Source organism: Bradyrhizobium sp. SZCCHNS30572 (assembly GCF_032484415.1).
In the GTDB taxonomy this organism is placed as follows: domain Bacteria; phylum Pseudomonadota; class Alphaproteobacteria; order Rhizobiales; family Xanthobacteraceae; genus Bradyrhizobium.
This window is the reverse complement of the sequence record NZ_JAUESY010000007.1, coordinates 240,665-255,107: the sequence shown is the minus strand read 5'-3', so window position 1 is coordinate 255,107 and position 14,443 is coordinate 240,665. Positions and strand designations below refer to the sequence as shown.

Below are 14,443 nucleotides of genomic sequence, written 5' to 3'. Positions count from 1 at the left end.
GCCGCCCGCTATAGTCCGCCCGCTTCGCTATGGTTCCTGCACAGGCCCGGCGAATGCCCCTGTGGCGGAACTGGTAGACGCGCTCGACTCAAAATCGAGTTCCGCAAGGAGTGCTGGTTCGATTCCGGCCAGGGGCACCATTTGGACGTTTGCCCGCATCCGCCGACGTTCGTTTTCCCCTCATAATCCAAAGACAAGCCGCCGTTTGCCCTTGGCCGGCGTTCGCCCCGTCTTGCTGGTACCTTGATGGGAGTTCGCGGGGATCATGATATCGCGAGCTTTGGGTGGAATCGAACCTATGCCGGCCAAATCCGCCCCCTATTTCCGGCACCTGAAGCCGGCAACGAAAGACTACAAGCGCTCAAATGAAGGCGGGCTCTTCATGCTCGTCACCGCGACCGGATCGTAACTTTGGCGCTTCGCCTATTGCTACGACGGCATGCAGAAACCGCTCGGAAACTAACCTCCATAGGCTTCCTTCGCTGACAAGCGTGGGTCAGTCAGACGCTGGTGGAAGCCCCAACTCGGGGATCCTGTCGCGCTGCGGATCCTGGAAGTCGAACAGCATGCGGCCAGGGATCTTGCCAATCTCGAGATTTTCGATGAGGAACGCGCGAACACCGAAGTGGCCTTTGAAGTCCTGCCGCACCTTGTCCCAGTCCGAGAAGGCGCAGAACTTCTCCTTGGGAATCGTGCAGGGTTGGATCGGTGGATTCTTCTGCGAGAAGCCGAGGGGATGCCAATCGCGGTAGAGGCCGCCGACGAGCTCCTTGGCGGCGTAGTGCCCGCAGAAGAAGGTCTGCGCCAGCTCGCAATAATGCGGGTAGAACGGCTTGAAGTTGTCGATACGGTAGGTCTGAATGCCGGTGTCGCCGAACTCCTTGAGCTCCGCGTCGTGAAGCTTGCCGGGCTTGAGAAAGCGATCCTCCGGCGCAACGCCAGCCTCGACATTGCTGACGACCTGCAACAGACCCCGCGCATTGGCCGGATAGAGATCGATCTGCAGGGGAAAGATCACGACTGATACACGGTATCCGGCGACGTAGCCGATGCCGAACAGGTCGAGCGCTTCCTTGACCGTATGACCCTTCAACTCCTCGTAGTCGGCGACGAAGGAATACTTCTGCCGGGGCGGACCGAGCTGGGTCAGCGCGTCGATGCCGAGGGCGGCATCGGAGGGGCTGCGCGAGATCATGCGGATGACATAGCGCACACGTCTGTTGCTGGCGAGATCGTCGATCGCTTCATTGACCGACTTCCTGCGAATCGGATCCTGCGACACGTAGAACAGCGCCAGCGACGGACCGGCCGCGGAGAACAGGATGCCACCAACCAGGCAAAGGAAGAACGCCGCCTTGAAGAACGGGGTGACCTCTTCCGGTTTTGACCTGAGCGCGATGCAGGCGAACACCGTGGTGATGAGCAGCAGGATCAGTCCGACCGCCAGCAGCGCTGCAGTCGAGGATGAGGCGAGCACGAAGCTCAGCACCTGAACGAAACCATCGATGGCCTTGTCCATATCATCTCCCTCCGTCGTGAAACCGTAGAGCTTCCAGAAGCCGGTCATGACTACCAGCTCAGTCCTTGTCGGCGGTGCAGCGTCCGCCCGGGAAGCCAGCGAAGGCGGCACAGGTCTTGAAATTGAGCGAGAGCTTGTACAGGTCCGTTCGCTTGGCCGTCTCCTCGTTGCGCCCCTTCTGATAGGAGAAGGCGAGCGCGACGTTCGGGTTGATGTCGTATTTGATCGTGCTGTCGAGCCAGCTGCCGCTCTGCCCGGAATAGACCTCGCGCCACCAGTGATAGGTGACGGCGCCGCTCAGGCCGGCGAGCGGCTCGGCCCAGGCCGGCAGCGCGGTGCCGAAGTCCGCAACGCGGAACAGAAACGTCGCTTCGGGGCCGATGCGCAGCGAGCGGCCGAGACCGGAGAAGCCGATCGGTACGACACCGCCCTGGCGCTCGTCATATTGCACCTTGAGGTCGGGACGGAAATTGGTGGTCACGAAGGTGCCCGGAATCTGCCGGTTCACGCGCAGATACATCGGCATCCATTCGAGCTTGGCCTGCCCAGTGGTTCGGTTCAGGATACCATCGCGGGTTTCGAGCCAGCTGCTGCGGACATAGTCGGCGCCACCGATCGGGTTGATGAATCCGACCTCGGCGCTGCCGCCGACGGTGATCGCATCCCGGCTGTCGTCGCTTGCCGCGGCGGAATGCGCTTCCTTGTCGACCTTCACATAGGACGCCAGGCTGGCACCGATGAAGCGCGAGTAGTCTTCGTTGAGATAGCTGTAGGCGAGACCGACCAGTCCATTGACCTGCCAGATCGTGTCGGCGGCCGTGTTGTTGCGCGCCCAGGACAATTCCGCACCCGTCGCCTTCTCATTGGACTGCGGCTTGCCGAACATGTCGACATCGGCGAAGTCCTTGCGCACGAACCAGATGAAGTCGCTGACCGGCGCGGGCCCGGGCGCCGTCTTCACCGCCAGCGCTGCGGCTGCGGCCGACGCCCGCTGCGGGCGCGGCGTGGCGGCGACGGGCCACTGCTGCCCGCAGGCTTGTTTCAGGCGCTTGTGCGCATAGTCGCGCGCGATCGCCGTCCAGTCCGGCTCGGCCGCGGGGGCGGTCTTGTAGCACGCGAAGATGTCGTCAGCAGCTGCCGCCTCGGCTGCGGCCTGCGCCGCAAGGATGCCGCCCGCGACGACGACGGTGAGACTGGCGAGGCTCATGCGCTTCATCGGTACCTTCCTTCATGTGGTGGGCTGGATCCCGCCGGTGCCCGCCTCAGTTTCCGGCGGTGCGGACCTTCTGGTAGATCAGCGTCACGATATCCTTCACCAGTTCGCAGCCGGCGAACTCACTCGGCGTGTAGCTGGCGCGGCGCCACCCCCGCAGATGCCGGCCGATGTCGTAGATGTCATAGGCATCCAGGCCGAGATCGCCGGCGAGCGAGGTCGCCTCGGTCGCCGAGGGCCACTGGCGATGGAAATAGTCGAGGACGTATTGCTCCACTCTGTCGCGCGTCGTCGTCATGGATTGCTCCGGGATTGAGGAATTGGGCCCGCGCGCTGGCGGACGAAACCTGCAGGACGCGGCCTGCAGGTTTCATCCGCCGCTCGCCGCATCACTTGCCAAACAGAGGACCGACGGACGGAAGAATGACCGCCGTGACCGTTCCCTTCGCACCGTCCGCAGACGGATTGCCGAAGCCGAGGTTTGCAGGCGACGGGAAATTGCCTGGCGACCCTCCGCCTGTGCCCTTGCACCAGCCATTGGCCGGCGCGCCCTGGCCTCCGGGGCCCGGATTGCCCGGGCTGCCGCCCCGACCTGGGAGTCCGGCCCTCCCGCCGACATTGTTGATCCGCGAATAGCTCAGGACTTCGTAGGCAGGTCTGGTCGTGACGAAGATGAGATCGGCGCCTTGTCCCCCAGCGCCGGCGTCACCGCCGCGTCCGCCGGGACCGGCGGCGCCTCCCGTCCCGCCGGGGCCGCCACCCTCCTTGCAGTCGAACAGGCTCGTGGCCCCTTCCTTGCCGTTTCCGGCCCGGCCGCCGTTGCCGCCTTTCCCCCCGGTCCCACCATCGCCGCCGTCAATGCCGCGGAAGAGAAGGACGAGGTTGAGAAGACCAGCCGGGATCGGCCCTTTCGGATCGGAGAGTTCTCCGGCGACCAGATAGACGTCGGGCAGTTGCCGGGTCTGTCCGGCCACGGCAGGCCCGCCAGGGCCGCCGGGGTAACCGGGATTGCCAGTCCGGTTGGTCTCGCCGGGATTGTCGGCGCCATTGGGACCTGCGGGGCCGTCACTGCCGACGGCGGCCACGGCCTGCGGATCGCGCTGGATGATGCTGTAGGTGTCCGGGTTGGCGAACTTGATGCGTTGCGCGGCCACCACGATGTAGGGATAGTTCAATCCGGTCAGCGTCAGCTTTGCCCCCGCCGCGAAGGAAATCTCGTCTGCCTTGATGATCTGCTGCGCGAATTTCTCCTCGCCGCTGATCGGAATCAGCGTCTGCGTCAGCGGAGCCGCCTTGATCGCGGCCGCGATGTCGGGCGGCAGTGAGCCTGTCGGAATCTGCTGTTGCGCCAGAGCGACGCTGGGCAACAGCATGGCGGAGCAGGCCATCAGTCGAAGACTCTTCATCTGCAATCTCCTCACGTCATCATGGATTGTTTGAACCAGCGGCCCGCTTTCGAGACGCCGCGCCTGGACGGCGAGCTGCCATCCAGGTCGCCGAACAGCGCCTAGCGAGATCCCGGAATCGGGAAGCGGACGTTTCCCTCGGCGCTGTTCCGGGTCACGTTGCCGCCGAGCGAGACATCGCGGTTGACGTTGAGCCGCGGCTCGTTGGTGGAAGGATCACGGCTGATGTTCGGATAGTTGGTCGGAGGCGGGGCTGGAGCGTGGAAGTTCTGCAACCGCTCGCTGTCGGTCTGTTGATGCGGCTGATAGGTCGGCACCAGGTCCTTGAGGTTCTGACCGGAGGCCTGGGACATCAGCAAGGGCGAGATGATCAAGCCCATCACGATACGGATATTGGATCTGCGCATTGAATCCTCCTGTGTCTCGTTTGCACGGGAGGAACTATGCCGAGGTGGTGTGAGACGATCGTCAGGACATCGCAAGAGCATCGTCAAAAATGCATCGGAACGACGCCATCTGCACTCACGCACTTGCGCTTACGACGCGCGTCGGCAAGGGCGCAGCGCAAGAGGCATCGGATCCGGGCTGGGAGTCGAGGCGCGCGCCTGTGCTGGCTCACTGTCTGCCAGCATGCCGCAATTGCGCGGCGGCGAACCAGGGAGTCGGGCTCAGCGCAAGTTTGGGCTGCGCGGATAGGTCCGCGGCGGCACGCCGGGGTGGCCGCTCGCACGCAGGATGAAACCGCCGATACGGGCTTTGTCACACGGCGAAGCGGCGACCGCGTCCTGCTTGATCGGCTCGAGCACGGCGGCGCCCGGCGGCGGGACGTCGGGGCTGGCCACGGGACCGTCGGTCACCGCAAGCGACGCAAGCACCGGGCCCGGTTGCAGCGATGCGAGATAATCTGCGAGCCGACGCACGAGTTGCGGCGCTGCCACGCTGGTGCCGCGCATCGCCACCACCGAACCGCTCCGGGTACCGGCCGCGAGCACGCCCCAATGCGCGGGCCCCTGGTCGGCGATGGCAGCACAATCGGGCTCGGCGCGCCCCGGCGTCGGACCGCTCGCCGTATAATCCGTCGGCTGGCCCGCGGCATCGACGGCGCCGACCACGAGCGCGCCCGCACCGGTCGCGAGCGCCGACAGTGTGTCCTCGCGAGTCATGGGGCAGCCGCTGCTGTCCGGATCGCTGTAGCTGCCATCCAGCGCCGCACGCTGATAGCCCCCAGCATGATCGAAATAGGACTGACGTCCATGCTGCACGTAGCCCAGCGGGGTATCGTCGCGCTGGATGTAGAGATGTGCGGTCAGCGGCGCCTCCGATCCGTTGGTGACGGAAAGCCGCCAGCGTCCGGCCGGCGCTGGATGCCTCACGCTCCAGCGCGCGGTGGTCGGATTGACCGACAGATGAAAGCGGACGCGATCGGGCTGGCCGGCCACCTTGGCCAGGTGGCCATTGATGGCGGCGATCGGCTTGCCGTCATCCTCCAGCACCTGCACATCGCCATCACCGAATCCATCGATCATGCGCGGCACATCGCCGGGCGGCGTCAGGCTGACGCCGACGCGCGGCCATTGCTGCGCGATCGCTTCGCCGTCGAGCCAGATCTCGAGATGATTGGACGTACCGTCATCCGGCAGCATGATCCAATCGATCTGATCGGAGGCGCCGGGCTGCACAACCATCCGGCCCGTCGTCCGCTCGCGATAGCTGTTGCCGGCCGGCAGCACCAGATAGGTCGGGCCGCCGCGTTGGTTGCGACGCTCGATCATCCGCGACAGAGCCTGCTCGATCTCGTGGCTGCCGTTCTTGGGGCCGGCCGCGATGCCATAGCTGAAATTGATGACGAGCGGCAGCTTCGGGTTGATCCGGTCGGCCCATAGCATGATCTGGCGCGCCCCCTGCAGCACGTAGCTCGCCATGGTAACGCCGGTCGTATCGCTGGACACCGGCGACGGCAGCTGCACCGCCAAGAGAGGCCGCTTGCTGCCGATATCCTCCGCGGTCGGATCGTAGCCGCCGGAGAGATCGAGGATGTGTGTGCCGTGCGAGACGCGTTGCGCCAGCGGCTTGCGTTGCTCATTGCCGAAATCGGTCATGCCGAACGCGCGATAGATGTCGGCCTCGCTCGCATTCGCCGCAAACAGCACGTCGAGCTCCTCGCCGGTGAGCCGCTGCCCGGCGGCGACGCCGAAATCCGTGGTCCGGCGCTCGACATCCTGCAGCCAGATCGCTCGGATGCGCGATCTGCCGCTCCTGCTGCGAAAACGGCGGTTGGCAAAGGCGATGCCGTCATCGATGACGCCGATAGCGACCTGCCGCGTCAAATCCGTCAACGGCTTGCCGAGATCGGTCGGCGCGGCGATGACAGAGTCGAAGCGCAGGCCTGGAATCGGCGGGCCAACATGGATCGCGGTGAAGAGACCGTTGGCGGCAGTGCGATTGGCGATGTCTTCGGGCCGGTAGATGAAGAACTGCACATCGCGCGGATCGTCCGGCGGCGGGACGCGACCGATGCGGATGTCGTCGATCAGCTTCGTCAGCAGATCGAATTCGTCGGCCGACATGCGGATGGTCAGCGCGTCAGCAGGCTCGTCCGGCTCGTGGCCGGCGGCCACGATGGCGGCCAACTGGCCGAGATGGGCCACATAGCTGCCATTGGCCTCCGGCAGCAGTTGGATCTGCACGCTGCACCAGTCCAGCCTCTTGCCGAGTGGCCTGTTGCGCAACTCCCAGTCCAGATAGGGATTGGCTCGTTCGGCCCGATCTCCTCGCCAGTCTCTCATGCGCCTGTCCTTTCGTGTCAGCCGACGATCAGGCGGCACTCGGCGAGCGCCTGCGTCCAGAGATGCTGCAAGATCGGCGAGGCTGGAACGGTCGATGGCGTGCCGGCCTCGATGATCGCGCCGCCGCCACCCTGCTCGCTGGCGACGTTCGCAGCAGCCGATCGCCTGTAGGACATCGCCAGCACATCGTCGTAGCGGAAATCGTCGTTGAACCCCCGCCCGTCGAACTTGCGCATCGTGACCTGGCCGCAGCCAGAGCAGCGCGCAATGAACAGCTCCGCCAAGGTCCAGCCCAGCACCATACCGGCCACGCTGTCGACCGGAAAATGCACGCCGGCGACCGTCCGGTTGATGGCAATGCGCTCGGCGTGGCGCATCAGCTGCACGAACACTGGATCGGTCGCATCGACATCGTCCCGCCCCGTCCTCGCCTTGCGCATGAGGGCATTGATCACGAAGGCCGCAGCAAAGGATTCCGTGGCATGGCCGCTCGGCAGCGACCCATGCCCCGGCGTCTGGATCATCGGCTGTATCTGCGGTGAGTATTCGATTGGGCGCCGGCAGGTGAGCGCATGCTTGACCCGCATTTCGATCGTGGTCGTCACCTGCAGGATCAGCGCCAGCAGCTCGGCAGTGTGCGGGCTGCGGCTCGGATTCCAGTATCCGACCAGGCCCAAGAAGCTGGTGAAATCGTGCAGCTCGGCCAGGATCTCGCTGCTGCGTTCCATCCGCAGCGCGGCATAGTTGAACACCCAAGCCGCTTGTTCGGCGAAGTCCGAGGCATTGGGACGGATCATGTGCACGATCGGCGTGAACGTCTCATCGCTGCGGCCACGGTACTGAAGCGAGATCGAGGTCTCGCCTTCGTCATAGACAAGGCCCGACAACAGCTCGCCAGCGAAGATGCGCAGTCGCACGTCGCGCGACCAGCGATCGAGCGCCTCTGGCCCGGCAGTATAGTGATCAGGCGTGTGTGACGGCTGGTTCCAGTAGCCGACGACGCCCTCCCGGCTGGTAATCAGCGCGCGTGCACGCGATGAGGCGCGGACACGGCGGCCCTCGCCGCTCTCACCGCTTTCGCCGCTCTCACCACTTTCGCCGCTTTCTCCGCTCTCACCGCTTAGCCATGCCATCTGCCGCCTCCCTGCCTGGCCCGGCGGACTGCTCCGCCCGTTACCACTGAATGGTCGTTTTGACGGCACGCGCGGTCAAGCCGCCGGCCTTCGAAATGACGGCGTTTCACGGATTTTTCACGTTGACAGCAAGGGTGTTGGAGACTTCACTACTCAATCATTGGTTTCCGTATTTTCACGACTGATTACATCATGGTTGTGGGCGACGAATGTGAGCTCCGATCCAAAATTGCTGATCAAGCTTCTTGGTCCGTTCCGCGTGGTCAAGGCTTCTGGCGAGGATTGCACGCCTAGAGGACGCAAGGCTTGCGCCCTCATTGCGATGTTGGCGCTGGCGCGTGAGCACAAGCGGTCGCGGGTCTGGATCCAGGACAGGCTCTGGGGGAGCCGCGGCAAGGAGCAGGGCGCGGCCAGCCTTCGCCAAAGCCTGACCGAAATCCGCAAGGCGCTGGCCGACTGCCGCTCCCTGCTGTGCGCCGACAGCTTCGTCATTTCGCTCGATCCAAAGCTATTTGAGACCGACATCGCCCGTTACGCTACCGCGTCACCGCAGCAGGAGATGGCGCCTCCCCAAGGTGAGCTTCTTGAAGGCTTTGACATTGCAGAGGAGGAGTTCGAGGATTGGCTGCGCGAGGAGCGTGCGCGATTCCAGATGCACGTCGCGCCGTCGCCTGACCTCCGCCACGCCGCCAATCTCGCGACCGACCTTGCAGCGCACCTGCAGCCCGCCGATGAGCGGCCCTCGCGAAACCGAATCGTCCTGATCCCCGGCTGCCGGACAGGCCCGTCGGATACTGCGGTCGTGACGGACAGCCTCGTCGATTCCATCGCCAAGACGATCAAGGAACTGGGCGTAGCCACGATCCAAGACCGGCGCGACATGAGCGCGTCGGCGACCTGGCCGGCGGACACTTTGCCTGGCGATGGCTCGATTGGTGACGATGGCTCCTCGGCCGGCACGCTCTCCCTGCGTTCTGATGTGTTCGGATCTGACACGAGCAAGATCGTTCGGCTCGCGCTGTTGCAGCGCCCTGCCAACACGCTGGCATGGTCGTCGACATTGCAGATCAACGGCGAGGGTACGCTCGACCTGAACGACACCAATGTGATGAGAACCATCAATCTGGTGGTCAACTTCGCCGTCGATCAACTCGCTCATATCAAGGATGGCGCTCCGAGGTCTGCCTCCCATCTATGCTATGCTGGTATCCTGCGCCTGTTTCGACTTGGCAGAGCCAACTTCGAGTCCGCCGACAAGCTGTTCGCGGCTGCTTTCGCGGCCGAGCCACGCGGCATCTATCTCGCGTGGCGCGCCTATTTGCGCACCTTCATGCTCGCCGAGCGCCAATTCAACTGCCGCCAGACGCTTGAGGCGGAGGCTTTCGATCTGATGTACCGGGCGCTGGAGCTCGAACCCTACAACTCCTATGTTGCTGGCCTGAGCGCGCATGTCCATTCCATGATGCGACGCTCGTACGTTGCCGCCTATGAGCTGGCCGAGCGAGCCATTCAACTGAACCACGCCAACCCGATCGCCTGGGCCTGCCTGGGAATCGCAAAGAGCTATCTCGGCAAACCAGAGGACGGCTTCCAGCACACATTGCTTGCCCGTACGATCGCTGGTGCGGCGCCTTTCCGTTTTCAGCTCGATGCCCTGAGCTGCATTGCGGGGACCATGGCGGGAGAACTCGACAAGGCCGTCCATCTTGCAGAAGCCAGCCATGCTCTTGCTCCGACCTTTGCTCCACCCTTGCGATATTTGTCAGCTCTCTATGCCCATAATGGGCACCGTGAGCTTTCTTTCGAGATGGTTCGCAAGCTGCAGACAACGGAGCCGGACTTCTCATATGACAAGCTGAGGGATAAAGCCTACCCCGCGGCTGGCCTCCATCGAACATCAATCATCAACTCGCTGCCAGCCCGACAGTTCTAGCGGCGTCACACTTCATCCGAGAGACCATGGAGCGGCAATCCACGAGCGCCTGACGGTCTAGAGGAGCCTCGCGTTGAGGCAATCAGCTCCGCTGGCGTGCTCAATCCGCATCTCGTTCCCGCAAACCCGAACATGCATCGTCGCTGAAAGCGATTCATTTCGCTGCCGCATTTCACGGCTTCTGGATCTCGCCAGCTTGCAGGAATGCTCGCGAAACAGGGCCTTGAAACCTTCCGGCGGCCGCTCTTAGACTACCTCCAGTCTGCTGACTGCAATGGGGTTGCCGCGGGTGAGTACCCATGACCAAGAATAGTTGTGTCAACCTCGCGCTATTCGCGACGCAGCAAAAGCTTCTTTTTGCGGACTTCTTCAAGCTTTACCAGACTGTCGCACAGCCCTGCCGGATCTTCGTGATCGCGGCGGACGTCAACGCGGTCGCGCGGGTCGAGAAGCTCGCAAAGCGCATCAACAAGACCGGATTCGTCGAGGGCAAGAGCTTTGTCGAGATGGCGCTGCTGCGGGTGCCGATCTCGTTTCGAGATGTCGCAGGCCGAATCGAGAGGTGGGTGGCACCAACCCGCAAACAAGGTCCTGCCCTGCTCGTCGTCGACATGAGCTGGGGCCTCGAGACCAACTCGGCGACGGCCAATTTCGAGGGTTGGCCCGCACTTGCGGAAACGCTCACCCAGCAGTCCGAGGTCTCGATCGCCTCTCTCTATAACCGCCGGGTGCTGATCGACGAGCAGTTGCTCGTCGCGCTGCGCGGCCATCCGCAGATCCTCACCAGCGCCGGACTCGTGGACAATCCGCATTGGCTGCCGTCGCGGCTGCAGACGCGCGGCGCATTGCGCGAGCAGGTCGATTTCTGGCTCGGCGCGATCGCGCCGGAGTTGCGGATCGGGACATCGGTGGCCGCGCTGCACGCAGCCGAAGGCGCCGACCCCATGTGGCTGTTGCGACGATCGGCGGAAGAGCCCAGTACAGTTCATCTCGACAGCCGCGACCGCTGGAAGATCCGCTGCTTCGGACGCTTGCGGATCTATCGCAACGACGGCAGCCAGGTGAACTGGGACCCGCCCGGCGGAGCGACCCGCAAGACTAAGACCCTGTTCGCCTATCTGCTGCAGAAGGGCGGCCATGGCGCAGCCACCGACGAGCTTGCGGATCTGCTCTGGCCCAACGCCGAGGACATTGAGGCTGCGCGTAACCGCCTCTATCACACCGTGCGCTATCTGCGGCTGGCGCTCGGCCAGCCCAACGGACGCGACGAGACGCGCAACTATGTCCGGCGCGAGGGATCGCGCTACGTGCTGGTTCCCCCGGAGCGCAGCTGGCTCGACATCTCGACCTTCGAACAGCTCTGCCGTCAGTCCCAGGGTCACATCAAGGCCGGCGCGAGCGACGAGGCGCTGATCTGTCTGCAGGCGGCGGACCGTCTGTACACCGGAGACCTGTTCGAGGACATTCCGGTCGAGTACGCCGACGATGGCGAGCGCGACTGGTGCTGGAGCAAGCGCTATTGGCTGCGCGACATGTTCTTCAAGGTGCAACGCGACGCGGCACGGATCTATCTCGAACGCAACGACCACTCGGCCGCGCTCGCGCATTGCCAGAAGGCGCTGGCGATCGACCCCTTGTGCGAGATGGCGCATGCCGAGGCAATGCAGGTGTTCAAGGCGCAAGGCCGACGCGAGGCGATCGACCGCCAGTTCAAGCTGTACCTCGACTCGCTCAAGCATTTCGACAACCGGCCGAAGAGCGCCTCGCTTCAGGAGCTGCACCGCAAGCTCACGGCGTGAGGCCGCTCGTTCGCGACCGGCTCGGTCACGCGACCTTTGCCGGCCAAGCCATGCGCCATGGGGGTGCCGCCGCCAGCAGAATTGACGATTTATCTCAATTTGCCATAGAGTTAGGGGCTAAAGAAAACCCAAAGGCCGCCGCTTAGAGTGAGCCCATGACAACGTCGCCGGCAAAGGCGGCGAATGGGAGGACGACATGCCAGGTTCGGCAGCTCAGCTGGCGCGGTGCCCCTATAGCGACGCCGCCAAAGACTTCGATCCCTTCGAGATGCGCGATCCGTTCCCGTTCTATGAATGGGCCCGCGCCGAGGCGCCGGTCTTCTTCTCCGACGAGCTGAAATACTACGTCGTCGCGCGCCACGCCGACATCAAGGCCGTGTTCGACGACTGGCGCACATTCTCCTCGGAGAACGCCCAGGCCCCGCTTCGCCCGATGTGCGAGGAAGGCAAGCGCATCATGCGCGAGGGCGGCTTCACCGCCTATTCCGGCCTGTCGGCGCGGGTACCGCCCGATCACACCCGCATCCGCAAGCTGGTCCAGGGCTGCTTCGGGCCGCGTCGGTTCAGGGCGATCGAGCCGGAGATCAAGGCGATCGTCAACCAGGCGATCGATGCCTTCGCCGATCGCGGACATGCCGACTTCTTCCGCGAGTTCGCCTATGATGTGCCGGCGCTGGTGCTGTTCAAGCTGGTCGGCATTCCCAATATGGACGTGCCGCGCGTGAAGTCGTGGGCGGTGAGCCGCGCGCTGCTGACCTGGGGCGACCTCAGCGACGACGAGCAGATCGTGCATGCGCGCAACATGGTCGAATACTGGACCTACTGCCGCGCGCTGGTGCGTCAGCGCCACGACGATCCGACCGACGATCTGCCGGGCGATCTGGTCCGACTCCAGAAGGACGGCGCCGAGATCAGCGACGAGGAGATCGCCGGCGTTCTCTACAGCGCACTGTTCGCCGGCCACGAGACCACGACGACCTTGATGGCCAACGGCATGCGCGAGTTGCTGCAGCGGCGCGACAACTGGGAAGCCATCATCGCCGAGCCGCAGCTCATTCCGAATGCGGTCGAGGAGTGCTTGCGCTTCAGCCCGTCGATCGTGGCTTGGCGCCGGCGCGCCCTGAAGGATACCCAGATCGGCGGCGTGACGGTACCGAAGGATTCCAATATCCTCCTGCTCATCGGCTCCGCCAATCGCGACGAGGCGGTGTTCTCCGCGCCGACCCGTTTCGACGTCCGGCGCACCGACGCGAGAAGCCATCTGGCCTTCGGCTACGGCATTCACACCTGCGTCGGCCAGCAGCTGGCCCGAATCGAGTTCGCGATCGCGCTCGGCGAGCTGACCCGCAGGCTTCCTGGTCTCCGGCTCGCTGCCGACCAGACCATCGACTTCGTTCACAACATCTCGTTCCGCGTGCCGACAGCGCTTCGGATCGAATGGGACGTGGCCTGACACGACGATCGTCATTGGACCGCGTTTCACAAGCAACAACAAGTCCGGAGCCGATCCGGGCCATAAGGTGGGGAACAGACGCATGGGCGCCAACGCAGCCGCATCCTTCATCGTGCCGTTCGAAGACGCACGCGAGGACGACTTCCCGCGCATCGGCGGCAAATGCGCGAGCCTGGCGCGCATGATCGCACAGGGCGTGCGCGTTCCTGCGGGATTTGCGGTCGCGACCGACGCCTACGCCCTTCATCTTCGAAGCAACGGACTCGAGGCGACGATCAGCGAGCGCCTGTCGCGGATCGTGCTCGACGATGTCGATGACGAAGAGAAGTTGTCGCACGAGATCCGCGACGCAATCATGGCGCAGCCGATGCCGGGCGCGGTCGAGCAGGCGATCCGCGAGGCGTATCGCCGGATGTCGCCCGACGGTCAGTTGCCGGTGGCGGTGCGCTCGTCGGCAACCGCCGAGGATCTGCCTGACGCCAGCTTCGCCGGCCAGCAGGATACCTATCTCTGGGTGGTCGGCGAGGACGCCGTGGTCGAGAAGGTCAAGGCGTGCTGGGCCAGCCTCTTCAACGCGCGCGCGATCTCCTACCGTGCCGAGAACGGGCTCGGCCAGATCGACGTGCTGATGTCGGTCGGCGTCCAGAAGATGGTCAACGCCGCCGCCGCGGGCGTGGCGATGACGCTGGATCCGATCAACGGCGACCGCACCAAGATCGTGATCGATTCCGCCTTCGGGCTCGGTGAGCCGGTGGTCTCCGGCGAAATCACGCCCGACAATTTCGTCGTCGAGAAGGTGCTTCTGCAGGTCATCAAGCACCGCATCGCCGAGAAGGATTTCGAACTCGTCGCCGATCGCGCCGAGCGCCGGACCGTCGAGCGCGTAATCGCGCCGGAGCGCCGCACCCTGCCCTCCCTGACCAATGCCCAGGTGCTCGCCGTCGCCAGGCTCGCCAAGTCGCTCGAGCGCAGCATGGGCTGTCCGCAGGACGTCGAATGGGCGATCGACGCCGATCTCCCTGAAGACGAGAACCTCGTGGCGCTGCAGAGCCGGCCGGAGACCGTCTGGAGCCAGAAGAAGAAGCAGTCGACCGCGATCTACGAGACCGGGATTGCGGGTGTACTTGGAACGCTGCTGGCCCCGGTCCAGGCCAAGCGGTGAGCATCACGACAACAAGCAACAGAGAAACCGAGGGGAAAC

At 64.2% G+C, this 14,443-nt stretch carries 11 protein-coding genes and 1 tRNA gene; 5 read left to right on the top strand and 7 right to left on the bottom strand.

Translation table 11 applies throughout. The features are described 5' to 3' along the window. Nucleotides 1-55 precede the first annotated feature (55 nt). Nucleotides 56-140: transfer RNA gene (locus QX048_RS20900), tRNA-Leu, on the top strand. Between the two features lie 356 nt (nucleotides 141-496). Here the strand turns inward: QX048_RS20900 and QX048_RS20895 are convergent. The 7 genes from QX048_RS20895 to QX048_RS20865 form a co-directional block, all read right to left on the bottom strand. Next, on the bottom strand, nucleotides 497-1,567 hold the full coding sequence (locus QX048_RS20895; RefSeq protein ID WP_316175737.1) for a hypothetical protein: 1,071 nt from the start codon (nucleotides 1,565-1,567) through the stop codon (nucleotides 497-499). Nucleotides 1,568-1,577: 10 nt separating this feature from the next. Beyond that, nucleotides 1,578-2,735, bottom strand: coding sequence for a hypothetical protein (locus QX048_RS20890; RefSeq protein ID WP_316200644.1), 1,158 nt, complete (start codon nucleotides 2,733-2,735; stop codon nucleotides 1,578-1,580). Between the two features lie 46 nt (nucleotides 2,736-2,781). Next, nucleotides 2,782-3,030, bottom strand: a complete 249-nt coding sequence (locus QX048_RS20885) for a hypothetical protein (protein ID WP_315826591.1) — start codon at nucleotides 3,028-3,030, stop codon at nucleotides 2,782-2,784. A gap of 91 nt (nucleotides 3,031-3,121) precedes the next feature. After that, nucleotides 3,122-4,138 carry a hypothetical protein gene (locus QX048_RS20880; protein ID WP_315826590.1) on the bottom strand — a complete coding sequence of 339 codons (1,017 nt, stop codon included), beginning with the start codon at nucleotides 4,136-4,138 and terminating at the stop codon, nucleotides 3,122-3,124. A 101-nt stretch (nucleotides 4,139-4,239) separates the two neighbouring features. Beyond that, nucleotides 4,240-4,545 (bottom strand): hypothetical protein, encoded by a 306-nt coding sequence (locus QX048_RS20875; protein WP_315736163.1) that lies wholly within the window; start codon nucleotides 4,543-4,545, stop codon nucleotides 4,240-4,242. Nucleotides 4,546-4,806: 261 nt separating this feature from the next. Next, entirely contained in the window at nucleotides 4,807-6,924 is a 2,118-nt protein-coding gene (locus QX048_RS20870; RefSeq protein WP_315826589.1) for a S8 family serine peptidase, read from the bottom strand. A 17-nt stretch (nucleotides 6,925-6,941) separates the two neighbouring features. After that, entirely contained in the window at nucleotides 6,942-8,057 is a 1,116-nt protein-coding gene (locus QX048_RS20865; protein WP_315826588.1) for a phosphatase PAP2 family protein, read from the bottom strand. Nucleotides 8,058-8,286: 229 nt separating this feature from the next. Here QX048_RS20865 and QX048_RS20860 point away from each other — a divergent pair, with 229 nt between their 5' ends. The 4 genes from QX048_RS20860 (at nucleotide 8,287) to QX048_RS20845 (ending at nucleotide 14,404) form a co-directional block, all read left to right on the top strand. Beyond that, nucleotides 8,287-9,990, top strand: a complete 1,704-nt coding sequence (locus QX048_RS20860) for a hypothetical protein (RefSeq protein ID WP_315826587.1) — start codon at nucleotides 8,287-8,289, stop codon at nucleotides 9,988-9,990. Nucleotides 9,991-10,289: 299 nt separating this feature from the next. After that, nucleotides 10,290-11,789, top strand: coding sequence for a bacterial transcriptional activator domain-containing protein (locus tag QX048_RS20855; protein WP_315751492.1), 1,500 nt, complete (start codon nucleotides 10,290-10,292; stop codon nucleotides 11,787-11,789). A 196-nt stretch (nucleotides 11,790-11,985) separates the two neighbouring features. Beyond that, nucleotides 11,986-13,242 carry a cytochrome P450 gene (locus tag QX048_RS20850; protein WP_315826586.1) on the top strand — a complete coding sequence of 419 codons (1,257 nt, stop codon included), beginning with the start codon at nucleotides 11,986-11,988 and terminating at the stop codon, nucleotides 13,240-13,242. Nucleotides 13,243-13,324: 82 nt separating this feature from the next. Further along, nucleotides 13,325-14,404, top strand: coding sequence for a PEP/pyruvate-binding domain-containing protein (locus QX048_RS20845; RefSeq protein ID WP_315751486.1), 1,080 nt, complete (start codon nucleotides 13,325-13,327; stop codon nucleotides 14,402-14,404). Nucleotides 14,405-14,443 lie beyond the last annotated feature (39 nt).

Excerpts from the sequence above, each read along its gene's own strand:
- QX048_RS20850 (WP_315826586.1), top strand. The coding sequence starts at position 11,986 with ATGCCAGGTTCGGCAGCTCAGCTGGCGCGGTGCCCCTATAGCGACGCC.
- QX048_RS20855 (WP_315751492.1), top strand. The coding sequence starts at position 10,290 with ATGACCAAGAATAGTTGTGTCAACCTCGCGCTATTCGCGACGCAGCAA.
- QX048_RS20845 (WP_315751486.1), top strand. The coding sequence starts at position 13,325 with ATGGGCGCCAACGCAGCCGCATCCTTCATCGTGCCGTTCGAAGACGCA.
- QX048_RS20885 (WP_315826591.1), bottom strand. The coding sequence starts at position 3,030 with ATGACGACGACGCGCGACAGAGTGGAGCAATACGTCCTCGACTATTTC.
- QX048_RS20870 (WP_315826589.1), bottom strand. The coding sequence starts at position 6,924 with ATGAGAGACTGGCGAGGAGATCGGGCCGAACGAGCCAATCCCTATCTG.
- QX048_RS20865 (WP_315826588.1), bottom strand. The coding sequence starts at position 8,057 with ATGGCATGGCTAAGCGGTGAGAGCGGAGAAAGCGGCGAAAGTGGTGAG.
- QX048_RS20895 (WP_316175737.1), bottom strand. The coding sequence starts at position 1,567 with ATGACCGGCTTCTGGAAGCTCTACGGTTTCACGACGGAGGGAGATGAT.
- QX048_RS20875 (WP_315736163.1), bottom strand. The coding sequence starts at position 4,545 with ATGCGCAGATCCAATATCCGTATCGTGATGGGCTTGATCATCTCGCCC.
- QX048_RS20890 (WP_316200644.1), bottom strand. The coding sequence starts at position 2,735 with ATGAAGCGCATGAGCCTCGCCAGTCTCACCGTCGTCGTCGCGGGCGGC.
- QX048_RS20880 (WP_315826590.1), bottom strand. The coding sequence starts at position 4,138 with ATGAAGAGTCTTCGACTGATGGCCTGCTCCGCCATGCTGTTGCCCAGC.